The 24,466-nt window shown below is 54.6% G+C and carries 23 protein-coding genes; 15 read left to right on the top strand and 8 right to left on the bottom strand.

All coding sequences use genetic code 11. From position 1 onward, the window contains the following. Positions 1–2 precede the first annotated feature (2 nt). From H0S68_RS10000 to H0S68_RS09990, 3 genes are all read right to left on the bottom strand, one after another. Positions 3–926, bottom strand: coding sequence for a TIM barrel protein (locus H0S68_RS10000; RefSeq protein ID WP_410529356.1), 924 nt, complete (start codon positions 924–926; stop codon positions 3–5). Between the two features lie 208 nt (positions 927–1,134). Further along, positions 1,135–2,172 carry a LacI family DNA-binding transcriptional regulator gene (locus tag H0S68_RS09995; protein WP_401422551.1) on the bottom strand — a complete coding sequence of 346 codons (1,038 nt, stop codon included), beginning with the start codon at positions 2,170–2,172 and terminating at the stop codon, positions 1,135–1,137. A 111-nt stretch (positions 2,173–2,283) separates the two neighbouring features. Next, positions 2,284–2,700: a DUF2000 domain-containing protein gene (locus tag H0S68_RS09990; RefSeq protein ID WP_020826487.1), complete on the bottom strand. Its 417-nt coding sequence runs from the start codon at positions 2,698–2,700 to the stop codon at positions 2,284–2,286. Positions 2,701–3,372: 672 nt separating this feature from the next. On the opposite strand from H0S68_RS09990, the gene H0S68_RS09985 reads away from it, so the two are divergent. The 3 genes from H0S68_RS09985 (at position 3,373) to H0S68_RS09975 (ending at position 7,114) form a co-directional block, all read left to right on the top strand. Further along, positions 3,373–4,584, top strand: coding sequence for a CynX/NimT family MFS transporter (locus H0S68_RS09985; RefSeq protein WP_410529355.1), 1,212 nt, complete (start codon positions 3,373–3,375; stop codon positions 4,582–4,584). Positions 4,585–4,782: 198 nt separating this feature from the next. Beyond that, the gene (locus H0S68_RS09980) at positions 4,783–5,904 is read left to right on the top strand and encodes an AI-2E family transporter (protein WP_020826483.1); all 1,122 of its coding nucleotides are present in this window, start codon (positions 4,783–4,785) and stop codon (positions 5,902–5,904) included. 289 nt (positions 5,905–6,193) lie between these two features. Beyond that, the gene (locus H0S68_RS09975) at positions 6,194–7,114 is read left to right on the top strand and encodes a GNAT family N-acetyltransferase (protein WP_122078833.1); all 921 of its coding nucleotides are present in this window, start codon (positions 6,194–6,196) and stop codon (positions 7,112–7,114) included. Between the two features lie 322 nt (positions 7,115–7,436). Here the strand turns inward: H0S68_RS09975 and H0S68_RS09970 are convergent, their stop codons facing one another. Continuing rightward, positions 7,437–7,592 carry a hypothetical protein gene (locus H0S68_RS09970; RefSeq protein WP_162302881.1) on the bottom strand — a complete coding sequence of 52 codons (156 nt, stop codon included), beginning with the start codon at positions 7,590–7,592 and terminating at the stop codon, positions 7,437–7,439. Between the two features lie 152 nt (positions 7,593–7,744). Then, positions 7,745–8,998, bottom strand: coding sequence for an NADP-dependent isocitrate dehydrogenase (gene icd, locus H0S68_RS09965; RefSeq protein ID WP_012006449.1), 1,254 nt, complete (start codon positions 8,996–8,998; stop codon positions 7,745–7,747). A 132-nt stretch (positions 8,999–9,130) separates the two neighbouring features. Here icd and rluE point away from each other — a divergent pair, with 132 nt between their 5' ends. The 6 genes from rluE (at position 9,131) to purB (ending at position 13,791) form a co-directional block, all read left to right on the top strand. After that, positions 9,131–9,757, top strand: coding sequence for a 23S rRNA pseudouridine(2457) synthase RluE (gene rluE / locus H0S68_RS09960; RefSeq protein WP_410529354.1), 627 nt, complete (start codon positions 9,131–9,133; stop codon positions 9,755–9,757). Positions 9,758–9,778: 21 nt separating this feature from the next. Further along, on the top strand, positions 9,779–10,114 hold the full coding sequence (locus H0S68_RS09955; protein ID WP_020826480.1) for a lysozyme inhibitor LprI family protein: 336 nt from the start codon (positions 9,779–9,781) through the stop codon (positions 10,112–10,114). Positions 10,115–10,123: 9 nt separating this feature from the next. After that, complete coding sequence (locus H0S68_RS09950; RefSeq protein ID WP_048760698.1) at positions 10,124–10,570, top strand: NUDIX hydrolase; 447 nt, start codon at positions 10,124–10,126, stop codon at positions 10,568–10,570. A gap of 95 nt (positions 10,571–10,665) precedes the next feature. Next, complete coding sequence (gene mnmA / locus H0S68_RS09945; protein ID WP_041415331.1) at positions 10,666–11,769, top strand: tRNA 2-thiouridine(34) synthase MnmA; 1,104 nt, start codon at positions 10,666–10,668, stop codon at positions 11,767–11,769. Positions 11,770–11,771: 2 nt separating this feature from the next. Beyond that, on the top strand, positions 11,772–12,398 hold the full coding sequence (gene hflD, locus H0S68_RS09940) for a high frequency lysogenization protein HflD (RefSeq protein WP_020826477.1): 627 nt from the start codon (positions 11,772–11,774) through the stop codon (positions 12,396–12,398). Positions 12,399–12,420: 22 nt separating this feature from the next. Further along, entirely contained in the window at positions 12,421–13,791 is a 1,371-nt protein-coding gene (gene purB / locus H0S68_RS09935; RefSeq protein ID WP_020826476.1) for an adenylosuccinate lyase, read from the top strand. 45 nt (positions 13,792–13,836) lie between these two features. Here the strand turns inward: purB and H0S68_RS09930 are convergent, their stop codons facing one another. The 3 genes from H0S68_RS09930 to H0S68_RS09920 form a co-directional block, all read right to left on the bottom strand. After that, positions 13,837–14,544, bottom strand: a complete 708-nt coding sequence (locus H0S68_RS09930; protein ID WP_410529353.1) for a GNAT family N-acetyltransferase — start codon at positions 14,542–14,544, stop codon at positions 13,837–13,839. Positions 14,545–14,565: 21 nt separating this feature from the next. After that, positions 14,566–15,018 carry a GNAT family N-acetyltransferase gene (locus H0S68_RS09925; RefSeq protein WP_130015588.1) on the bottom strand — a complete coding sequence of 151 codons (453 nt, stop codon included), beginning with the start codon at positions 15,016–15,018 and terminating at the stop codon, positions 14,566–14,568. A 190-nt stretch (positions 15,019–15,208) separates the two neighbouring features. Then, positions 15,209–16,717, bottom strand: a complete 1,509-nt coding sequence (locus H0S68_RS09920; RefSeq protein ID WP_410529352.1) for a PLP-dependent aminotransferase family protein — start codon at positions 16,715–16,717, stop codon at positions 15,209–15,211. 286 nt (positions 16,718–17,003) lie between these two features. On the opposite strand from H0S68_RS09920, the gene H0S68_RS09915 reads away from it, so the two are divergent. The 6 genes from H0S68_RS09915 (at position 17,004) to H0S68_RS09890 (ending at position 24,459) form a co-directional block, all read left to right on the top strand. Next, positions 17,004–17,720 carry a gluconate 2-dehydrogenase subunit 3 family protein gene (locus H0S68_RS09915; RefSeq protein WP_128864292.1) on the top strand — a complete coding sequence of 239 codons (717 nt, stop codon included), beginning with the start codon at positions 17,004–17,006 and terminating at the stop codon, positions 17,718–17,720. After that, positions 17,721–19,499 carry a GMC family oxidoreductase gene (locus H0S68_RS09910; protein WP_020826471.1) on the top strand — a complete coding sequence of 593 codons (1,779 nt, stop codon included), beginning with the start codon at positions 17,721–17,723 and terminating at the stop codon, positions 19,497–19,499. A gap of 18 nt (positions 19,500–19,517) precedes the next feature. Continuing rightward, positions 19,518–20,798, top strand: coding sequence for a c-type cytochrome (locus H0S68_RS09905; protein WP_142815394.1), 1,281 nt, complete (start codon positions 19,518–19,520; stop codon positions 20,796–20,798). Positions 20,799–21,118: 320 nt separating this feature from the next. Next, complete coding sequence (phoP, locus tag H0S68_RS09900) at positions 21,119–21,790, top strand: two-component system response regulator PhoP (protein WP_020826469.1); 672 nt, start codon at positions 21,119–21,121, stop codon at positions 21,788–21,790. Between the two features lie 5 nt (positions 21,791–21,795). After that, a complete protein-coding gene (phoQ, locus tag H0S68_RS09895; RefSeq protein ID WP_041415330.1) occupies positions 21,796–23,253 on the top strand; it encodes a two-component system sensor histidine kinase PhoQ in 1,458 nt (485 codons plus the stop codon). Between the two features lie 84 nt (positions 23,254–23,337). Then, positions 23,338–24,459: a JmjC domain-containing protein gene (locus H0S68_RS09890; protein ID WP_410529351.1), complete on the top strand. Its 1,122-nt coding sequence runs from the start codon at positions 23,338–23,340 to the stop codon at positions 24,457–24,459. Positions 24,460–24,466: the final 7 nt, after the last annotated feature.

The following is a 24,466-nucleotide window of genomic DNA, read 5'->3' as shown; positions in this document are numbered from 1 at the left end:
GATTAAAAACCGACGCTGCGTAAATAAGTAAGGCTATCCGTTACGTCGCGCAGGCTGCCTTGCGCCTGACGCGGATCCCGTTCCTGCTCAATGGTGATCCACCCCTGATAGCCGCGCGCAGACAATAAGTCGCGCACGGCAGGGTAATCAATCGCTCCCTTCCCCAGCGGGCACATAACCCCTTGCGCGCAGGCGGTAAAGAAATCCAAACCACGCGCCAACACATTGCGGAACACCTGCGGGTTAACGTCTTTGAAATGCAGATAATCAATCCGGGAGAAGTAGCGCTCAAGCCAGATGAGCGGATCCATGCCGGAGTAGTACAGATGTCCGGTATCCAGACACAACCCCGCAGTGTGGTGCGGGATCTGCGCGGCCAGCAGTTCGATTTCATCAGCGAACTCAATACAACCTCCGGCGTGCGGGTGTACCACCGGTCGTACCCCATATTCCTGCCAGGCAATCTCGCTAACGGCAATAATGTGGCCGATCATCCTGTTCCAATCGGCTGTATCCAGCCGCGGTGCCTGCATTGATTGCCCGGCAAACCTGGCCCGTTGCGGATTGCCGAAGTCGATAATCACCAGATACGGCGGTGAAAAATGGCCTTCGCAAATGGGCTGTGCCTGGGGCGCCTGCGAGAGGTTGCGGCTTATGTTGTGGGTCAGTGCCAGTATGTGCTCGAAGTTATGCTCGCTGACCAAATCATCAAAAATGGTGCCCCCCACCAGCGACAACGAATGCCGTTGCAACTCTGCGGTCAGAGTTGCGGCATCGGTGGGCAGATAGCTCCAGGGCCCCAATTCAATGCTGTGATAACCTGCTGCGCTCGCTTCCTGCAGCACTTTGCTATAAGGCGGTAGGTCAGGATTTTTAGGATCATCCACTCCCCAGCTGCAGGGAGCGTTGGCAATAGGCAAAGTCATTTTTCAGTCCGTCTCTTGGTGTTGTGTAGCGCCAGTATCAAACGAAAATTTCGAAACGGACAATGATGGAATTTTCATTTTTTGATGGCGATCGCGTTATTTTTGATAGATCAAATGATGTTTTTCTATCAAATATAGGCAGGCCGTGACTTCACGGGAGTGCAATATTTTTAGCGAGGGAATTGGCTCCCATGCCGGGAGCCGATAATCAGATATTTTCTTTGGTGATCAGATCAAAACGGTTGATGCAGTGGGTAAAACCGGAAGCGTCGCCGCTGGCGGCAGAAATAAAGGTGTTGACGATCGAGGCGGCGAATTCCTGGATCCTGTGCCTCAACATCAGGTCCAAAGTGCCGTCAATCAACGCCATCTCGCCCCCCTCAACCGGGCCATGGCAAATCAGCATGACCTCATGCTGCCTGCCGCTCTCGCGCAATGCGGCAATGATTCCCTCCACGCCGCCGCAGGGGGCATACAGAGCGACCAGGTTCGGATGCTGCTCCAGCAGAGTATGAGTCACTTGCCTGGCACTTTCGGCCTGTTCATGACTGCGGACCGGCTCAAGCACCCGCTGCGTACTTAAATGCTCACGCAGATAAGAACGGAAGCTGCTTTCACAGGTTTCCTGACACTGAAAGCGGTTGTCACCGATGATCACCCCCACTTCGCCCTGCCGCCGGCACAGGCGCTCCACTGCCCAGGCGGCCGTACGGCCGGCCTGCTGATTATCCAGCCCGATATAACCGGCGCGGCAGTGTACCGACAGATCGGACAGCAGCGTGAACACCTTCACGCCCTGGCGAGTGGCTTCTTCAACCGCATAGCGGATCATCGGATTATCCAGCGCCAACACCCCGATAACATCCACGCTCTGGCTTAACTGCGTAATGGCGGCGGCGGTATCGCTGACCGCGCTAATATCATGAAAAATAAACTGCGGCGGACTCTCGCGATCGTGATAAGGCATAGCCTGCTCCAGCAAGTTTTCCGCCAGCTGCGAGTAGAATGAATGCTCCTTTTTCAACAGGATAAAACCCATTTTGAGGCGCACGGCAGGCTGTCTGGCGGCTTCAAACAGCCGGTGGGATTTCTCCAGCGCAAACCCCAGCTTTTGTGCCGCGGCTATGACTTTACGCTCCGTTTCCGGCCGCACCGGCGCGCGTTGGTTGATCACTCGATCGACCGTAGCGACACCGACGTGCGCCTCTCTGGCGATAGCTGCCAGCGTCGTTTTTTTGCCCGCCATAATCATTCCCATCACTGTTTTGATAGAAACTATCATGGCAGGCAGGTTGAAAGAAAGCCGATGCGGAGTTTGTGTGATCGGGCGCGTTAATCACCCAGCGCGGAGGAAACCTCAGCGGTAAACGGAGAATTTCTTCGTCAGCGGCTTAAGTTGTTCGCTATCCCCGTACAGCGCCACCCCAACGAACTCCAGCTTGTCATACTCGGTATTGGCGGTATCGGCAATTTGCTGTTCAGCGGAATGGGACAGCATGGTGGTGGTAAAGAAGTTGGCTAACACCCCTTCCTCCTTGCATTTGAGCATCAGATTGCTGAGCTGGCTGCTGTTTTTCGCCTGCAGGATCACGATCGGATAATGACTCATATTGGCGCTTACGCCTTCAATAGCGCTGGGATAATGGTCGAATTCACGCTGTTCGATCAGATCGGTAATGCCGGCGGTTAAATGGCAGGAAGCGTTAAATAAGGTGGCCGGTTCGTGGTTGCGGTTCAGGATGATATAGAACTTTTTCTCGTTGTCGCTGTACATCTTTTTCTCCTTGAATAGGGGCTCCAGTGTTATTCAGACGCGCAATCGCCTTCAATGATATTGATCATTGGCAAGCTACTTCCCGAGCGGCCAAGTCGTAGCCAGGCAGATTGCAGACATTGTTGCGAATGAATATCATATGCATCTTAGCAACAGGAGGTTGCCATGAAAATATATTGGTCGCGACGCCAAATCCCAGAGCTGCAGACACTACCCCGCAGGATACGAAATCGTAATTACCGCGATGCCTATTTTAGAACTTTTCGCCATTGGGAGGGCTGGGCTGGTTTGATGATCTACATCGCGTTGATTTGGCTATTTATTCACCTACCCCATTTTATTTACCCACATGTCGAGGGCGAAATGGGGCGTTTGCTGCAGATCCTGGTCACAGTCACGATCCCCGTCTTTATATGGAGCCAGATATCAATCCATCTGATGCGGAAATACTATCGGCATCTTCTTATACGCAGTACCTAAGCCAAGGCCATTCCCCGGCTTAAAGACGTGCCCCGATAAACAGCGGCTCTGCGATGGTGTACCAACGTTTCCAGTGCGATTGCGCAATTAAGCTCGAAATATGCGGTTGCGCCAAAAAACAGAGCAATAATTGAACTGCTACTAGTCGCGCCCAGGCGCATAGTCTGGTCTTTGTCGTCGCTGGAGACCGCCATGTCCGCCATCAAACCTGAAACGCTGAACGCAACCCTCGATACCCCGACCACTCACTGGCCGGCTATCGCCAATGTGGTGCTCGCCGGTATTGCCGTTGCCCTGCACGTGGGTAAAGCGACTATTGCCTTACCTGAGCTGCAACGCGAATTCGGCCGTTCGCTGGAGTCGCTGAGCTGGATCATTTCGGCCTTTCCCTTTATCGGCGTGTTCGGTGGCATCGCCGCCGGCCTGCTGGTGCGCCGTTGGGGCGACCGGCGTTTGTTGGGGCTGGGATTGGTGATCGTCAGCATAGCCAGCTTCGTTGGCGCGGCTCAGCACGATTTCATCGGTTTGATCGTCACCCGCGCGATTGAAGGGATAGGCTTCGTTATCGTCGTGGTCTCAGCGCCAACCGTGCTCACACGCGTGGTTTCAGCGCAAAAACGTAATCTGGTCTTCAGTATTTGGAGCACCTTTATGCCGGCGGGCATGGCCATTTCGCTGTTTTTCGGCCCGCATTTTAGCAACTGGCAACAAAGCTGGATCGCCGGCGGTATCCTCACCCTGCTGGCCGCGCTGCTGCTGCCATTCACCACTCCGCGAGCCGCTGTCACCACGTCTTCCGCTGTTGCCTTGAAACTGCGTCAGGCGTTGGTCAGCATCCTGCGCGCACGGCAGCCCCTGCTGCTGGCCTTGATATTTACTACCTATAACCTGCAGTTCTTCGCCGTGATGGCCTTTCTGCCGATTTTCCTGATGCAGCGTATAGGGCTGACGCTGGCTGTCGCCGGTGGGATCAGCGCGGCGGTGATAGCCGTCAATATCCTCGGCAATCTTGCCGCTGGGGTACTGCTTTCGCGCGGCCTGCGGGCTCGAAATCTGCTGGCCGTTGTCAGCCTGCTGATGGGGCTTGCCGGTACCGGCGTTTTCCTGTCCGTTACACCAAACGCTTTACTGATCCCACTGTGCTTAGTGTTTAGCGCCATTGGCGGCATGATGCCCGCCACCATTCTGGCCGCCACTCCGGCGGCGGCGCCAGAACCGGGTTTGATCCCGTTGAGCCTGGGGCTGGTGATGCAAGGCATTTATCTCGGTCAGGTGATCGGCCCCATCGTACTGAGTGCGCTTGTCGCCTATGCCGGTTGGTCCGCTCCCGCGGGTATGGTGCTGGCCGCCGCGCTGTTGGGCAGTATCCTGGCACTGGCGCTCGCATCGAAAACCAGAGCCTAGGCAATGCATGCCCTGCCACCACCTCATCAGCTTAATGTCCTCATAACATGAGGCACTATTAGTAAATTCTATTAACTGTTCACCGATAAAATCCGCTACCTGTTAACCGTTTGTGATGATAGGGTTTATTCTTCAAGAAGTGTCAATGCCGGTGAATACCGAGATCCACCGGCAAAATCTATCATCTGAGGGACGGGTATGATGTCTAAAGGTATTTCAAAGGGATTCTTTCTTCTGATCCTTTTTATCGTTACCGCTGCTTTTATGGACGTCTTGGGTCCCTACTACTCATCTGTGCTGTGGGCTATCATCCTGGCGGTGATTTTCCACCCTGTGAAACAAAAACTTAAACAGTATCTGGGCGACCGAAACGGCCTGGTTTCTTTGATAACGCTCGCGGTGATCTGTTTGATCGTCTTTACGCCGTTGGCGATCATCGCTTCTTCATTGGCGATTGAACTGAACGTCGTTTACACCAAGCTGCAGACCAATAACACGCAGTTCCCGGTTATTGTTGCCGACACCCTGAAATTGCTCCCCGGATGGGCACGGCATTTTCTGGCGGAACATAATCTGGATAGCGCCGCGGAAATACAGAAACAGCTTTCCGAAGTGGCACTCAAGGGCGGCCAATACCTGGCCGGCAGCGTCTTTTTGATTGGTAAAGGCACCTTCAACTTCGCCGTGGGTTTTGGCGTCATGCTGTATCTGCTGTTCTTCCTGCTCAAAGACGGCCCATACCTGGTCAATCTGACGCTCGAAGCCCTGCCGTTATCCCAGCACGTTAAACACCATTTGTTTGTGAAATTCGCTGCCGTGTCGCGCGCGACGGTGAAAGGCACGGTGGTCGTGGCCGTGGTGCAAGGTGCGCTTGGCGGTCTGGCATTTTACTTCACCGGGATCGACGGCAGCCTGCTGTGGGGCGCGTTGATGGCATTCCTGTCCATCATCCCTGCAGTGGGTTCCGCCATTATCTGGGTACCGGCAGCCATCTATTTCTTCGCCACCGGCATGCTGTGGAAAGGCCTGTTCCTGGTCGGTTTCTTCGTGGTGATCATCGGATTGGTCGACAATATTCTTCGCCCGCTGTTGGTCGGCAAAGACACCAAAATGCCGGACTACCTGATCCTGATTTCAACCCTGGGCGGCATGGAGATTTACGGTATCAACGGCTTCGTTATCGGCCCATTGATCGCCGCCCTGTTCATCGCCTGCTGGAATATTCTTTCCGGCCGCGACAGTGCAGAAACCACCGATGAGATCGACGAAGATTTTATCGAGGAAGGCAAGAATCACCCAGACGCCACCAAGGCGGAGTGAAAAAGTATTCTCTGTTAAAGGGCATTAGAAACTGCAACGCAAAACGGGAACCATGGGGTTCCCGTTTTTTTATCTCTTCATATCCCTTCCCTGGGCGATCGCTCCGTTTACCTTAGCATTAATTAATAAGTCATAAACGATGCAACTTTCTATTCTGTCATTTACAGAATCCGTTAGGCCGTTGCCTGCGATTAAATATTCATACCCAGCAACCAATGCATTAACCCTTCATTTTGAGCGGGTAATTCATTTATACTCTATTTCCTGAAAAATAAAAATTCACAACATTATGATAAAAAAATTAACAAATTTAGCTTCTGGATGGAAGCCAGGCACGGCAGCCGACTACAAGAAATGTTTTGATTTATATGGCGGGAATTTTATCACTCACCCCGAAGTATTGGCCTTCCTGCATAGCAGGCTCGATTGCCGCCCGCACTACTCTATCAAGAGAAATAGCAATGGTACTTTACTGGGTGCATTTTGCTCTTGGCGAAACAGCAACTTTGCCTGTGATGGCAAGACGGCGAAAGCGATAAAGCTCGGGCATTATCAGTTCAACAAAGATGAAATAACGCTCCCATTTCATCCTAAGCTCAGAATTGCATTGCCCTTTAAAACGAAAATACTCTCCTCTTTAAATAGAAGAAATGTTCTAAACTCAAGCTTCAAGCTAAACAGTCATCGCGCTGTTTGCCTGGCAAAAGGTTGTGGTAAAGACGGATTCTCTTCATCGACGAAAAACAGCAGAAAAAGAGAGCTAAACAAATTTATCAAGGCCGGTGGTGAAATTTTCGACCAAAGTCATTTTCCCCCACAGGAGCTCATCACAATATACTTCGATCTGTTTGAAAAACGCTGGGGGCACCGGCCGAGCCATTTTCTAGAAACCGTAGATATGTTTACATCCTTGCGGCAATTTCTCTTTGGCCATATTTTATTTCTAGCCGGAGAGCCGTGCGCATTTCAGCTCATAACCAAAGCAGAAAGCCCTAAATGGATTAATTTTGATTATGTTAATGGCGGATATGACCAGCGTCATGACTCATTCTGCCCAGGGACCATCGTCACCTGGCTAAATGTCAAATCCGCTTATGAGCTGTGCGAAGCCGTGGGAAAAACCATGCGTTACTCGTTTGGCAAACCGACCGCGGGTTATAAAGACCGTTGGTGTTATCAGGATCCGCTTGGCCGGGTGTTATCCCTTTAAAAATACCGGGCAATGCCCGGTATCAATCAAACGACACATCGTCCCTGCTAACCCTGCCAGACTATTAACCGCAGTTCCTGTCAACTGCATTAGCGCCACTGAGCCATCGGTTCAATGACAGACAGATGTGATTGTTTCAACTTTTAGACAGATAGGGACGCACAGGCAGAAAATGACACACTTTGACTACAGCAACTTTGGAGCTAATGATAAGATAGTAAGTAAATGTGTCCAAGAATGATAAATAGAGCGAATGCAAACCGAAGTTGATTCATTGCCTTACCAGTCCAAATAAAAAATTATAATCATACGTTCGTAACATTTACGCAACAGGAATATTCTTAGAACCGAGGGAAAACATGAATTTCAACAGGGTGTTGACCAGACTGGCAGCTGCAGTCTCGATTGCTTCGATAGCGACTGGATTCACTAAATGGCCGGATGTCATGTTCATCTCAAGCTGTGTGATGCTGATCATTTGGGCTCATGCCGAATGGGACTGGCGTAAACGGAAATAACAATAATCCGAATTTCAACTTGTTTAAGACGCCCATCAGATCACATATCGCGTAATGACTAACAAAAACGGGAACCATCAGGTTCCCGTTATCATTTAACGCTTAAACACCATTACATGTGTTTAACGATAGCGTCGCCAAACTCTGAACATTTCAGCAGCTTAGCGCCTTCCATCAGGCGTTCGAAGTCATAGGTCACGGTCTTGGCAGCGATTGCGCCTTCCATGCCCTTAACAATCAGGTCAGCCGCTTCGAACCAGCCCATGTGACGCAGCATCATTTCTGCAGACAGGATGATGGAACCTGGGTTCACTTTGTCCTGGCCGGCATACTTAGGTGCAGTACCGTGGGTGGCTTCGAACAGCGCGCAATCGGAACCGATGTTGGCGCCAGGTGCGATACCGATACCGCCAACCTGCGCGGCCAGGGCGTCGGAGATGTAGTCACCGTTCAGGTTCATACAGGCGATCACGTCGTATTCAGCCGGACGCAGCAGGATTTGCTGCAGGAAGGCATCGGCGATCACGTCTTTTACCACGATCTCTTTACCGGTGTTCGGGTTCTTGATTTTCAGCCATGGGCCGCCGTCGATCAGTTCGCCACCGAACTCTTCGCGCGCCAGTTCGTAGCCCCAATCCTTGAAGGCGCCTTCGGTGAACTTCATGATGTTGCCTTTGTGAACCAGGGTCACAGAGTCGCGGTCGTTGGTGATCGCGTATTCGATCGCCGCACGTACCAGACGTTTAGTCCCTTCTTCAGAACATGGCTTCACGCCGATACCACATTGCTCTGGGAAGCGGATTTTTTTCACGCCCATTTCGTCGCGCAGGAACTTGATCACTTTGTCTGCTTCTGCAGAACCGGCTTTCCACTCGATACCTGCGTAGATGTCTTCGGCGTTTTCGCGGAAGATCACCATGTCGGTCAGCTCTGGCTGTTTAACCGGGCTTGGAGTGCCCTGGTAGTAACGCACCGGACGCAGACACACGTACAGGTCCAGTTGCTGGCGCAGGGCCACGTTCAGGGAGCGAATACCGCCACCGACTGGGGTAGTCAGCGGGCCTTTGATGGCAACGCGGTAGTCACGGATCAGATCCAGGGTTTCTTCCGGCAGCCACACGTCTTTCCCGTAAACGTGAGTGGATTTTTCGCCGGTATAGATTTCCATCCAGGAGATTTTACGTTCGCCGTGGTAGGCCTTTTTCACTGCGGCATCAACCACGTGAATCATAGCAGGGGTAACGTCAACGCCAATGCCGTCGCCTTCGATAAACGGAATGATCGGGTTATTCGGAACAACCAGTTTACCCTGGGCATCGACCGTAATCTTTTTACCTTCTGCCGGAACAACTACTTTGCTTTCCATCAACCTCTCCTTCAAGCGCAATTTTTGTTAATGCTTTGTAAGATGCGTGTAGATACTACTGGAATTTTCAGTCCGCGCCAATCCGAAACGGATTCGGTTATAATGCGCCTATCATCCGTAATCTCAACTGTTATGAAAAAATTCTCTGTTAAAAATCACAAAGTTAAACGATTCAGCAAGCCTGCCCCCGCCAAACCCGCAGTCGCACAGGGGCCGCGTCGCGTGGTGTTATTCAATAAGCCGTTCGATGTGCTGCCGCAATTTACCGATGAAGCCGGCCGCACCACCCTGAAAGAATTCATTCCATTTCCCGATGTTTACGCCGCTGGGCGTTTGGATCGCGACAGCGAAGGTTTATTGGTGCTAACCAATGACGGCAAGCTGCAGGCGCAACTCACCCAGCCGGGCAAACGTACCGGAAAAGTCTATTACGTGCAGGTCGAAGGCGCCCCGCAGGAAAGCGATCTGGCCTCCTTGCGCAATGGCGTCACGCTCAAAGACGGCCCAACGTTGCCGGCAGGCGTTGAGCTGGTCGCAGAACCGCAATGGCTGTGGCCGCGCAATCCGCCCATTCGCGAACGCAAATCAATCCCCACCGCCTGGCTGAAAATCACCCTTTATGAAGGCCGAAATCGCCAGGTGCGTCGCATGACTGCACACATCGGCTTTCCTACCCTGCGGCTGATTCGCTACAGTATGGGTAATCTTTCATTGGGCGAATTGCAGCCCGGTGAATGGAAAACCCTGGACTCACTGTAACCAGCCCGAGGAGCAGCAACGATGAAAACATTAACCGCGCTACTGTTCACCGCCCTGCTTTCGGTTCCTGCCGTTCAGGCCGCCAGTTTTGATTGCGCCAAAGCCGTCAGCGCCGACGAAAAGGCCATCTGCGCCAGCCGTACGCTGAGTGACAAAGACGTGGAAATGGCGACCAAGTACCAGTTTTTACATGGCCTGTTCGCCATGGGAGTGCGCGGTGAGATGCAAGACCAGCAACAGCGCTGGCTGGCGCAGCGGAAATTGTGCGGCAGCGACGTCAGTTGTCTCTCAGGCAGCTATCAGGCCCGTATTACCGAACTGGATGACATCTATCAGCATATCAATAAGCCGCTGTAAGGGACCTTTATGTTTAAACCGCACGTCACCGTTGCCTGCGTGGTTCACGCCGCCGGCAAGTTTTTGATCGTCGAGGAGACGATTAATAACAAGGCGCTTTGGAATCAGCCGGCCGGGCACCTTGAAGCCGACGAAACGCTGGTGCAGGCCGCCGAGCGCGAGCTGTGGGAAGAAACCGGCATCCGCGCCACGCCACAGTCATTCCTCAAGCTGCACCAGTGGATCGCACCGGACAATACGCCGTTTCTGCGCTTCTGCTTTGTCATCGAGCTCGAACAGCAGTTGCCGACCGAACCGCACGACAGCGATATCGACCGCTGTTTGTGGCTGAGCGCCGACGAGATTTTGCAGGCCCCTAACCTGCGATCCGCACTGGTCGCGGAAAGCCTTCGTTGTTACCAACAGCCGGAACGTTACCCGCTATCGCTGGTCAGCAGCTATAACTGGCCGTTCTGAGATGAATAAGTGCCGTGCGCCGGCGCAGGCAACGTGGTAAAATCCTGCGCTTGTTTTTTATCAGCACGGTTCGTGTTCAAGTTCGTGAGATCCCCATGTCAGACAACAGCCAGAAAAAAGTAATCGTCGGTATGTCCGGCGGCGTCGACTCTTCCGTTACTGCCTATCTGTTACAGCAACAGGGCTATCAGGTCGCTGGGCTGTTTATGAAGAACTGGGAAGAAGACGATGATGAAGAGTACTGCTCCGCAGCGACCGATTTGGCCGATGCACAGGCGGTATGCGACAAACTCGGCATCGAACTGCATACGGTGAACTTCGCGGCAGAGTACTGGGACAACGTCTTTGAACTGTTCCTGGAAGAGTACAAGGCCGGCCGTACGCCGAATCCGGACATCCTGTGCAATAAAGAAATCAAATTCAAAGCCTTCCTGGAATTCGCCGCCGAAGATCTGGGGGCCGATTTTATCGCCACAGGCCACTACGTGCGCCGCCAGGACGTTGACGGCAAAAGCCGCCTGCTGCGCGGCGTAGACGGTAATAAAGACCAAAGCTATTTCCTCTACACCCTGAGCCACGAGCAGGTTGCGCAAAGCCTGTTCCCGGTCGGTGAGCTGGAAAAACCGGAGGTGCGCCGCATCGCCGAACAGCTGGATCTGGTCACCGCCAAGAAAAAAGACTCCACTGGCATCTGCTTTATCGGCGAACGCAAGTTCCGCGACTTCCTTGGCCGCTACCTGCCTGCACAGCCGGGCCCGATTGTCAGCGTTGACGGCCAGACCGTCGGTGAACATCAGGGCCTGATGTACCACACCCTGGGCCAGCGTAAAGGGCTCGGCATCGGTGGTATGAAGGACAGCAGTGAAGATCCGTGGTACGTGGTGGACAAAGACGTCGCCAACAACGTGCTGGTGGTTGCCCAGGGGCATGAGCATCCGCGCCTGATGTCCGTCGGTCTGGTAGCGCAGCAGCTGCATTGGGTCGATCGCCTGCCGCTGAGCGGCCCCTTCCGCTGTACGGTAAAAACCCGTTATCGCCAGCAGGACATTCCGTGCACCGTTACCCCGCTTGACGAAGAGCGTATTGAAGTGCGTTTCGACGAGCCGGTCGCTGCCGTGACCCCAGGCCAGTCTGCCGTGTTCTATCAGGATGAAATCTGCCTCGGTGGCGGCATTATCGAACAGCGTTTACAGGAGTAATCGTGGCGAAGAATTATTATGACATTACGCTGGCCATGGCTGGAATCAGCCAGGCGGCGCTTATGGTTCAGCAGTTGGCGCACGAAGGCCAATGCGACCGTGAAGCTTTCCATACTTCGCTGAACAGCCTGCTGCAGATGGACCCCTCTTCCACGCTGGCGGTGTTCGGCGGAGAAGAGCGCAATTTGAAAGTCGGCCTCGAGACGCTGATGAGCGTGCTCAACGCCAACAATAAAGGATTGGGTGCCGAACTGACCCGCTACACCATCAGCCTGATGGTGCTGGAGCGCAAGCTCAACGCCAATAAGCAGGCGATGAACCAGCTTGGCGAACGTCTCGGCCAGCTTGAGCGCCAACTGGCGCATTTTGATCTGGAATCAGACACCATTATCAGCGCGCTGGCCGGCATTTATGTCGACGTGGTCAGCCCGCTCGGGCCGCGCATCCAGGTGACCGGCTCGCCGGCTATTCTGCAGAATCCGCAGGTGCAGGCCAAGGTTCGTGCCACGCTACTGGCCGGCATCCGTGCCGCCGTACTGTGGCAACAGGTTGGCGGCAGCCGCCTGCAGTTAATGTTTTCCCGTAATCGTCTGTTTAAACAGGCGCAAAATATCGTTGCTCATTGTTAATCGATCCCAGGAGTTGCTACCGATGGAATTATCCTCACTGACCGCCGTCTCACCCGTTGATGGACGCTACGGTGATAAAGTCAGCGCACTGCGCGCCATTTTCAGCGAATACGGTCTGCTGAAATTCCGCGTGCAGGTTGAAGTACGTTGGCTGCAAAAACTGGCCACCTGTGCAGAAATCAAAGAAGTTCCGGCTTTTGACGCCGACGCAAACGCTTTCCTCGACAAGATCGTCGCGGAATTCAGCGAAGAAGACGCGCAGCGCATCAAGACCATCGAACGCACCACCAACCACGACGTCAAAGCGGTTGAGTATTTCCTGAAAGAAAAAGTGGACGCGATCCCTGCGCTGCAGGCGGTGTCCGAGTTTATCCACTTTGCCTGTACCTCAGAAGACATCAACAACCTGTCACATGCGCTGATGCTGCAAACTGCGCGTCAGGACGTGGTGCTGCCGTACTGGCGCAAAATCATCGATTCAATCAAGGGCCTGGCGCTGGAATACCGCGATATTCCGCTGCTGTCCCGTACCCACGGTCAGCCGGCAACCCCGTCAACCGTCGGTAAAGAATTCGCCAACGTGGCCTACCGTATGGAACGTCAGTTCCGTCAGCTGGAGCGCGTGGAGATCATGGGTAAAATCAACGGTGCAGTCGGCAACTATAACGCCCACATCGTGGCTTATCCGGAAGTGGACTGGCATGCGTTCAGCGAAGACTTCGTGACTTCACTGGGCATTACCTGGAACCCGTACACCACCCAAATCGAACCGCACGACTACATTGCCGAGCTGTTTGACTGCGTGGCGCGTTTCAACACCATTCTGATCGACTTCGACCGTGATATCTGGGGTTATATCGCCCTGAATCACTTTAAGCAGAAGACCATCGCCGGTGAAATCGGCTCTTCAACCATGCCACACAAGGTCAACCCGATCGACTTCGAGAACTCCGAAGGCAACCTGGGCCTGTCTAACGCGGTGCTGGGCCACCTGGCCAGCAAACTGCCGGTATCTCGCTGGCAGCGCGACCTGACCGACTCCACCGTGCTGCGTAACCTGGGCGTGGGTCTGGGCTATGCGTTGATCGCCTATCAGGCGACCATGAAAGGCATCAGCAAGCTCGAAGTCAATCAGGCACATCTGCTGGACGAGCTGGATCACAACTGGGAAGTCTTGGCCGAGCCGATCCAGACCGTGATGCGTCGTTACGGCATCGAAAAGCCGTATGAAAAGCTGAAAGAGCTGACCCGCGGCAAACGCGTGGATGCCGCCGGTATGCAGGCATTTATCGATGGTCTGGCGCTGCCGGAAGAAGAAAAAACCCGCCTGAAAGCCATGACCCCGGCGAACTACATTGGCCGCGCGGCGACCATGGTCGATGAGCTGAAGTAAGCGTTTTGTTCCGATAGCAAAGAGGCGGCCTTTTGGTCGCCTCTTTTATTTCTGTGGCATAAAATCCTGCAGGCGTTTTATCTGCTGCCCTTGCGCATTGAAATTATCGGGACTCAACCACTGCTCGAATCCCGCCTTGATTGCCGGCCAACGGTCAGCGGTTATGGCAAACCAGTCGGTATCCCGAGTGCGGCCCTTGGTGACCACCGCATAGCGGAAAATCCCCTCATGCAGAAAACCAAATCTCGCCGCCGCCTGTTTGGAGGGCGCGTTGTGACTGTCGCACTTCCATTCGCAACGGCGATAGCCCAAATCCTCAAACAGATGCCGCAGCATCAAATAAATTGCCTCGGTGGCACTGGAGCGCTGTTTCATCGCCGGTGACCAGCTGACATGTCCAATCTCAGCCACGCCATTACCTTCGTCGATGCGCATATAAGCTACCGTCCCAACCGGTGCCTGGCTGACAGCGTCGAACACCGTCAGATTCACCAGCGTAGCGTTCGCCTGCAAGGTGGTCAGGTGTTGTAACATCGCCGCAGAGCTTTCTGGTCGTTCTATCGATAAATAAGTCCAGTCCCGGCCATCAACCGCCTGCTGGAATGCGCTGAACAACGCCGCATAATCCCGCTGCGGATCGAGTTGCTTCAGACAGCAAAAACGGCCGTTAAGCGTCTCGCCACCAGGGCGCTTCGCCGCCCGCCAATCGGATAATGGCTCGCCCACCGGCTGCCCAAACTGATTGATCACCATACACTTCCTCGCAGCCTGTCGTTAACGGGTATAGACGATAAACGAACTTCTCTTGCCTATCTTGTCGTACAGCGACCGCGCCGGGGCGTTATATTCCTGCGTCATCCAATAAACTCTGTCGCTGCCCTTCTCATCCGCCAACTGATAGGCCTGTTCGAAGAGTTTTTCGGACACTTTCTTGCCGCGGCCCGCCGGTGAAACGTAAAGATCTTCAATATAACAATAGCCGGCCGAGCTCCAGGTTGAAGGATGGAAAATAAGATGCATGAACCCCAGCAGGTTGCCGTTTCTATCTTCCGCCACCAGGCCGTAGACCTGTTGATCTTCGCATAAACGCTCGAAGGTATGATCGGTAACCTGCGCCGAGACGTCCGCACGGTAAAAATGGAGGTACCCCTGCCACAGTTCCAACCACTGCGGCTTATCGGCGTTTTGTATTTTACGTACTGCTGCTTCATGAATTATTGGGAGCATGGTGCCTCTCTGGTATTAAGTAAGTGATCCCGCAGCCTTTAAGCCACCCTGAGGGTGATGGCGATCAAAGCGTCATCGGGGCTTTTCTGAGAAAAAATAACGTAATACCAGTAGGATACCTGCGCCATTGCGAACTGAATACAGACCAATTAATAACAGTGAACAGACCAATTTTGATGTACAACCGCAGTCAGATCTCAGCCGGCAGCTCGCTGAAAATAGCAGCTAACTTTTTGATGAATCTTACAATCTCATCAGGGGAATAAGCGGCAAAACCCAATACCAGCGCCCCCTCCGTGGGCTGCCCGGTATAAAAATCTATCAGGCCATAGACCTTTATCCCTTGCGCGGCGGCGGCCTGAATCAGGCGCCGCTCAGTTGCCGCGTCCACCAACGGACAAACCAGTTGCAACCCGCCCTGCGGCAAACGTGGCTGAGTCCAGGCGCCAAGATGCTGATGAACCGCTGCATGCAAAATCTCCAGCCGCGCCTGATAGGTTTTGCGCATGTTCCTTAAATGTTCGGTATGGAAATCTTCATGGATAAATTTGAATAACGTCATTTGCGGCAATGCGGAAGTATAACCATCCTGGAATTGCTTGGCGGCGACCATGGGTTTAATCAGCTGCGGCGGAACGATAATAAAACCGATGCGCAACCCCGGGAATAACGTCTTGCTAAAGGTGCCGATATACAAGGTTCGCTGGTACTGATCCAGCCCCTGCAGCGATGCCCTGGTCAGGCCGTCGTAATTGAACTCGGAATCGTAATCGTCTTCAATAATCCAGGCTTTTTCACGTTGCGCCCAGGCCAACAGCTTTAACCTCCGGTCGATGCTGAGCGAATGCCCCAACGGATAATGATGTGAGGGCGTGATGTAAACGCCCCGCCCGCCCCCGTCTGCCCGTATCAATGCATCAATATCCAAACCGGATTGATCTACCCCAATCGGTTGGGCGAGTATCCCTGCCGACTGAACCAATTTTTTGGCCCCCTGGTAGCCCGGCTCTTCCACGAACACCCGGTCGCCAGGATTAAACAACACCTGCGTACACAGCGATAGCGCCTGCTGTGAACTGGTTACCACGATCACCTGCTCCGCGCTGGCCTTAACGCCCCTTTCGCGCCTCAAATAGTCAATGATCTCCTCCCGCAGTTCCACCAGCCCCTGAGGATCGGCATACCCCATCAGGCGCTCGGCACCTTGTCGCACCGCCTGCCTTTCCAGCTGCAACCAGCTATCGATGGGAAACAGCCGCAAATCGGGCACGGAAGGGGTCAGCGAGTCGCTTCGACTGGTGTGCGGAGTGTGGGCTGCCAGCAGCAAGGAGCGGCCATGCACACTCAGTTCCGACTCCGCCAGTTGAGCGCTTTCGGTAGAGTTGTCAGTCAGCAGCTCGCGGCCAATCAGGGTATTTTGCTGGTAGCTGACAAAACTGCCGCGCCCCACCGCGCGGGCAATATAGCCTTCGGCCTCCAGTTGGGCATAAGTCAGTTCAACCGTATCGCGCGAAACCACCAGCCGGGCAGCCAGTACGCGGCTGGGCGGCAGTTTTGCCAGATAGTCCAGCTCCCCCGCCGTCACCAGTTGCTTGATGGTCAGATGCAGCGCGGCTTTGCGCGTCATGCCTTGACGTAGATGCCGACCAAAGGTGGCCTGGATGATATCCGGCCGGCTGTCACTACTGCTGTGCTTCATGCTGCTCCGGGTCGAAGGCCTGCCGAAGACAAACCCTCGGTATGTATGTTGATAAGTTGATCTAAATCAACTTAGTTGTGAACAAAATGTTTTGAAACAGATCATCGATTGTTTCATTCAGTTCGCCAGTCCTACACTAAAACAACCATACCAGTAGCTTGCTATTTATATGGTTGTTTACTATTCGTTTACCCATCCCCGCCTGTTTACCGCTGCTGGAGAGCCGCGGCGTAGGCCGCTATTGCCTGCGCAGGCATTAATTGTGAAGCATGTTCAAGGTGGAATTATGTCACAACAGCACGACGCTACGCCGCCCAGGCGTAACTTTCTAAAAAAGACATTGGCGTTAATCCCGCTGGCCGCCGCAGGCAGCAGCATTATGGCACTGGAAGCCAAGGCGGCACCCGCCCCCGGCGTATCGAGCCACTATGTCCCGGTCTATTTCAACGGTGACGAATGGCGTTTTCTGCTGGCCGCCTGCGATCGGCTGATCCCGACGGACGCTAACGGCCCCGGCGCGGTGGATCAGGGCGTACCGATATTTATCGACCGACAAATGGAAACGCCTTACGGCCACGGCGGACTGTGGTACATGCATCCGCCCTTCGTTCCCTCTCCGCCGGAACTGGGCTATCAGTCCAAGCTGACGCCGCGCGAGACTTACCGTATCGGTATCCGTGAAGTGAATGCGCACTGCCGTCGGCAGTTTCAAAAGGTGTTTGCCGAACTGGGCCACGCCGAGCAGGAACAGCTGCTGACGGCGCTGGAACATGGCCAATTGGACTCGGAAGCCCTGCCCGGCAAGGCGTTTTTCGACCAGTTGCTGACCAATACCAAAGAAGGCTATCTGGCCGATCCGGTGCATGGCGGTAACCAGACGTTAGCGTCCTGGAAACTGATTGGTTTCCCCGGCGCACGCGCGGATTACACCGATTGGGTCAATCGCCCCAATCAGCCTTATCCCCTCGGCCCGGTCAGTATTTCAAGCAAAAGGAATGCCTAAATGAGCACAATTAAAAAACCACCGGTAGACGTGGTTATCGTCGGGTTTGGCTGGACCGGCGCCATAATGGGGATGGAATTGACCGAAAGCGGCCTGAGCGTGCTGGCGCTGGAACGCGGTGAGCAGCGTGAAACCTACCCGGACTTTGCCTATCCGCGCATTGCCGACGAACTGACCTACGGCATTCGCCTGAAACTGGCACAGGAAATGGCGCATGAGACGGTCACGGTGCGCCACACGCCGGCAGATTTTGCCGTGCCCTACCGCCAGCTCGGGTCTTTTCTGCCCGGTAACGGCGTCGGCGGTGCCGGCGTGCACTGGAACGGCATGCACTGGCGTGCCTTGCCATCCGACTTGAAGCTGCACACCACCCTCAATGAAAAGTACGGGGCCAAATGGATCCCGGAGGGCATGACGCTACAGGATTATCCGCTGAGTTATCAGGAACTGGAGCCTTACTTCGACAAGTTCGAAAAAGTGTGCGGCACTTCCGGTCGAGCCGGCAATCTGCAGGGAAATATCATCAAGGGAGGCAATCCGTTTGAAGGGCCACGAGCCAGCGAATACCCGACGCCGGCGCTGAAACAGCTCTATTCCGGCTCGCTGTTCGGCAAGGCCGCGGAATCACTGGGCTATCACCCGTTCGCCATCCCCGCCGCCAACTGCTCCGAGCCCTATACCAATCCCTACGGCGTGCAGCTGGGTCCCTGTAATTTTTGCGGCTACTGCGAGCGCTTCGGCTGCTTTATGTACTCCAAGGCTTCGCCGCAAACCACCATTTTGCCGGTACTGACCCAGCGCAAAAACTTTGAGCTGCGCACCCAGTCGCAGGTAATCAAAGTGAATCTGGACAGCACCGGCAAGAAAGCCACCGGCGTCACCTACATCAACGCCCAGGGGCAAGAGGTGGAACAACCGGCCGATCTGGTGATCCTCAGTGCTTTCCAACTGCATAACGTTCGCCTGCTGCTGTTGTCCGGCATCGGCAAACCTTACGATCCGGTGACCGGTGAAGGCGTGGTCGGCAAGAACTACGCCTATCAGATGAACAGCGGTATATCGCTGTTTTACGACCAGAATACCCACTTCAATCCGTTTATCGGCGCAGGCGCGGCCGGCACGGTGATCGACGATCTTAACGGCGAGAACTTCGATCATGCCGATTTGGGTTTTATCGGCGGTGCCTACATCTCTGCCACCCGCACCGGCGGCCGACCTATCCAGCAAATGATGCTGCCGCCGGGTACGCCTGCCTGGGGCGGCGGCTGGAAACAGGGCATCAAGGATAACTACCCGCACTCAATGAGCATCGGCTCCGAAGGCTCGGTGATGCCGTACCGCGACTGCTATCTGGATCTCGACCCAACCTATAAGGACGGCTACGGCCTGCCGCTGTTACGCATGACGTTTGACTGGAAAGACAATGAAATCAAAATGACACAGCACATCACCAGCAAAATGGTGAATATCGCCAATGCCATGAAGCCCAAACAGATAGCGGTTTCGGTGAAAAAAACCGGCGATCATTACGATGTGCGCCCCTACCAGTCGACTCACACCACCGGCGGAGCCATTACCGGTGACAACCCTGCCACCAGCGTGGTGAATAAATACCTGCAGTGTTGGGATGTACCTAATGTGTTCGTCACCGGCGCCTGCGCCTTTCCGCAGAATCTGGCCTACAACCCCACCGGCATCGTCGGGGCGCTGGCCTATTATTCGGCCGAGGCGATCCGCACGCAGTATTTAAAAAACCCCGGTCCGCTGGTTCAGGCCTGAAAGCATAAGGAGCTTCATATGAAAGGATTTACTCCCTCGCTGCTGGCGCTGTTGATGCTGGGCACCGCGACGGTACAGGCGGCCGATGACCCGCAATTGGCCGCCCGGCTCCTGCACGGCGAATATCTGGCGCGTGCCGGTGACTGCGCCGCCTGCCATACTGCCCCTGGCGGTGCACCCTTTGCCGGCGGCCTGAAAATGACCACGCCGGTGGGGGCCATCTACTCCACTAACATCACCCCGGACAAACAGACTGGTATCGGCGAATACAGCCTGCAGGAGTTCAGCGACGCATTGCGCAAAGGTGTCACCCGCGACGGCACCCGACTCTACCCGGCGATGCCCTATCCCTCTTTTGCCAAAATCAGCGATGAGGATGTGCGCGATCTGTACCTGTATTTCACCCATCAGGTTCACCCCGTGTCGCAACAGAATAAAGACAGCGATATTTCCTGGCCACTGAATATGCGCTGGCCGCTGGCAATGTGGGATCTGGTGTTCCGAGAGGACGGAACTTATCAGCCGGATGCCACCCAAAGCGCCGAATGGAATCGTGGAGCCTATCTGGTGCAGGGGCTGGGCCATTGCGGGAGTTGTCATACGCCACGCGGTATTGGCTTCCAGGAGAAAGCGCTCAACCAAAGCGACAGCGCCTATCTGAGCGGCGGTACGCTGGAAGGCTGGCATGCCGCCAACCTGCGGGCGGACGCGGTAAGCGGTTTGGGCGGTTGGAACGCGGAAGATATCACCCGCTTTCTGAAAACCGGCCACAACAACCGATTTGCCGCTTTTGGCTCGATGGTTGACGTGGTTCAGGACAGCACGCAATACCTGAGTGATGAGGACCTACGCGCTATCGCCGGCTATCTGCAATCATTACAGGCAGATAATCAGGAGAAGCCATTGCCGCAAGACGGCAGCACAGCTGCTCTGCTGGCAAAAGGGGATGTCAGTCGCCCGGGCGCTCAAGCCTATCTGGATAATTGCGCCGCCTGCCATCGCAGCGACGGTAAGGGCTACCGTGATACCTTCCCGCAGTTGGCACACAATCCGGCGCTGTTAAGCGATGATCCTTCCTCACTGATCAGCATTGTTATCAATGGTTCCCGTACCCCCATAACCGTTGGTGCCCCTACAGGGTTGACCATGCCGGACTTTGGCTGGCGGTTGAACGACCAGCAAATTGCCGAACTCGCGACCTTTGTACGCAGCAGTTGGGGCAACCATGCGCCGCGAGTTACCGCCGCCGAAGTGCAGGAGATCCGTAAAAACAGCGTCAGCAAACCGACCCATCCTTAACATTTGCGGGCCCGGCATCCGGGTCCGGTTCTCTCATCGCAGCCTTTTCCGTTTAAGTTTGGTTTAACTTTCCCTCGCCATTGTTTATCCAACGTTTATTTGACCTTGTCGATAATGACAGCGAACTAAATATCGATAGCGCTTATTTCCTGCCAAGGTTCTGCGTCCCTTGCGGTAAGAGCCGGTTATACCTACCATAACGTCAAGATCACGATCGGATGGCTTAGGTTGTCGCACGCTATCCCTCACACGCTGCTGAGCGTGTTACCTTTACTGCGTGGGTGACAGGATGTTCACCCGCCGATCCACAGGAGTTCGCCATGCGAGTACTGGTTGTTGAAGATAACGGTTTATTACGCCACCACCTCTCCGTCCAGATGCGTGAAATGGGCCATCAGGTTGATGCGGCAGAGGATGCCAAAGAAGCCGATTATTTCCTGCAAGAGCATGCGCCTGACATCGCCATTGTCGATCTCGGCCTGCCGGGTGAAGACGGCCTGAGCCTGATCCGCCGCTGGCGCGCCCACCAGATGAAGCTGCCAATCCTGGTGCTCACCGCGCGTGAAAGCTGGCAGGACAAAGTGGCGGTGCTGGAAGCCGGTGCCGACGACTATGTGACCAAGCCGTTCCATCTGGAAGAAGTGATTGCCCGTATGCAGGCGCTGATGCGCCGTAACAGCGGTTTGGCCTCTCAGGTGATCGTATTGCCCCCGTTCCAAATCGACCTTTCGCGTCGCGAACTGAGCGTCAACGAACAGCAGATCAAACTGACTGCGTTCGAATACACCATCATCGAAACCTTAATCCGCAACGCCGGCAAGGTGGTCAGCAAAGACTCGCTGATGCTGCAGCTGTACCCGGATGCCGAACTGCGCGAGAGCCATACCATCGACGTACTGATGGGCCGTTTACGCAAAAAATTGCAGGCCGAATACCCTCAGGAAGTGATCACCACGGTTCGTGGTCAGGGCTATCGTTTTGATGCGAAATGATCGCCATGTTCAACAAGGGTAAAAAACCTTTCTCACTGCGCGCCCGCTTTTTGATGGCCACCGCTGGGGTGATCCTGGCGCTCTCGCTGTCCTATGGTCTGGTGGCGGTAGTCGGTTATATTGTCAGCTTCGACAAAACTGCCTTCCGCCTACTGCGCGGTGAAAGTAATCTGTTTTTCAGCCTGGCCCAGTGGAAAGATAACAAACTCACCATTGCCATTCCGCCCGATATCGATCTCAACTTCCCAACCCTGGTGTTTATTTACGACGATAAAGGCAATCTGCTGTGGAGCCAGCGCCAGGTACCTGAGCTGGAAAAACGCATCAATAAAGAGTGGCTGGAAGAGTCCGGCTTCTACGAAATCGATACCGATACCCGTATCAGTAGTGAAGTGTTGGGCAACAACCCCAAGGCGCAGGATCAGCTCAAAGACTATGACGACAACGATCAGAATGCCCTGACCCACTCAGTGGCGGTCAACACCTACGCAGCCACCGCGCGGCTGCCGGCTTTGAGTATCGTGGTAGTCGATACCATTCCGCAGGAATTACAACGCTCCGACGTGGTATGGGAATGGTTCAGCTACGTGTTGCTGGCCAACCTGCTGCTGGTGGTCCCCTTGCTGTGGCTGGCGGCCTACTGGAGCTTGCGTCCCATCAAGGCGCTGGTGAATCAGGTTGGTGAGTTGGAAAACGGCGAGCGAGAACAACTCGACGAAAATCCCCCCAGCGAGCTGCGTGGGCTGGTACGTAACCTGAATATTCTGGTGCGCAACGAGCGCCAGCGTTACACCAAATACCGCACCACGCTTTCCGATCTGACCCACAGCCTGAAGACGCCGTTGGCGGTGTTGCAAACGACGCTGCGTTCATTACGTACCGGTAAGCAGACCACGATCGAGGAAGTCGAGCCGATCATGTTGGACCAGATCAGCCGTATTTCTCAGCAAATCGGTTACTACCTGCACCGGGCCAGCATCAATTCGGGGCAAACGGTGCTGACGCGCGAGATCCACTCGGTCCCGGCGCTGCTCGACAGCCTGAACGTAGCACTGAACAAGGTGTATCAGCGCAAAGGTGTGGTGATCACGCTGGATATTTCGCCGGAAGTGACCTTTATGGGGGAGAAAAACGACTTTATGGAAGTGATGGGCAACGTGTTGGAAAATGCCTGTAAATACTGCCTGGAGTTCGTTGAGATCACCTCCCTGCACTCCGACAAATACCTTACTATCGTCATCGATGACGACGGGCCAGGCATTCCGGAAAGCAAGCGTGAATTGATCTTCCAGCGCGGCCAGCGGGTAGATACGCTGCGCCCTGGTCAAGGATTGGGATTGTCGGTGGCGGCGGAGATTATCGAACAGTACGACGGTTCCATTACCATCAGCGACAGCCCGCTTGGCGGCGCTCGCATGCAGGTCACTTTCGCCCGTCAGCACGATTCCCATCATCACGAGTAAATTCTGTCGCTCTGGCCCCGATCCACGGGGCCAAACTTCCGTTATAATCGCACTCAGGCTCACTCCTCTATCCTGGAATAGAACATGGATTATCAATTAGATCTGGACTGGAACGACTTTTTGCAGCGTTATTGGCAAAAGCGTCCGGTTATTCTGAAGCGCGGCTTCAAAAACTTTATCGATCCGATCTCCCCGGATGAGCTGGCCGGGCTGGCGATGGAGAACGAAGTGGACAGCCGTCTGGTCAGCCACCAGGACGGTCGCTGGCAGGTTGCGCACGGCCCTTTCGAGAGCTTTGATCACCTGAGCGAAAACAACTGGTCGCTGCTGGTGCAGGCTGTGAATCACTGGCATGAACCTTCCAGTGCGCTGATGATCCCGTTCCGTAAGCTGCCGGACTGGCGGATGGACGACCTGATGATCTCGTTCTCGGTCCCGGGTGGCGGCGTTGGCCCGCACCTCGATCAGTATGACGTCTTTATCATTCAGGGTACCGGCCGCCGTCGCTGGCGCGTGGGTGAAAAAGTGCCGATGAAACAGCACTGCCCGCACCCGGACCTGCTGCAAGTTGAGCCTTTCGACGCCATCATCGATGAAGAAATGGAACCGGGCGATATTCTGTATATCCCACCGGGCTTCCCGCATGAAGGCTACGCGCTGGAAAATGCGCTGAATTACTCGGTAGGTTTCCGCGCCCCGAACGGCCGCGAGTTGGTCAGTGGCTTTGCCGACTACGTGCTGGCCCGCGAACTGGGCAGTAAGCGCTACAGCGATCCGGATATTCAGTTGCGTGAGCATCCGGCAGAAGTGCTGCCGCAGGAAGTCGATGCGCTGCGCCAGATGATGGTGGATTTGGTTCAGCAACCTGAACACTTCCAGCAGTGGTTCGGCGAGTTTATCTCCCAGACCCGTCATGAGCTGGATGCTGCGCCGCCGGAGCCGCCTTATCAGGCCGGTGAAATCTACGAACTGCTGCAACAGGGCGAGCCTTTGCAGCGCCTGGGTGGCCTGCGCGTACTGCGCATTGGCGACCAGTGCTTTGCTAACGGTGAACTGATGGATACCGAGCATCAGCAGGCTGCCGATGCGATGTGCCAGAATTTCAGCGTGGATGCCGCCAAGCTGGGCGACGCGATCGAAGATCCTTCGTTCCTGGCACTGCTGACCTCGTTGGTCAACAGCGGTTACTGGTACTTCAAAGACTGAGGCATGG

Origin of the sequence: Serratia sp. AXJ-M (genome assembly GCF_046531865.1) — a bacterium.
Lineage (GTDB): Bacteria > Pseudomonadota > Gammaproteobacteria > Enterobacterales > Enterobacteriaceae > Serratia > Serratia liquefaciens.
The sequence above is the reverse complement of the archived record's forward strand: the minus strand, read 5'-3'. Positions and strand labels throughout refer to the sequence as shown.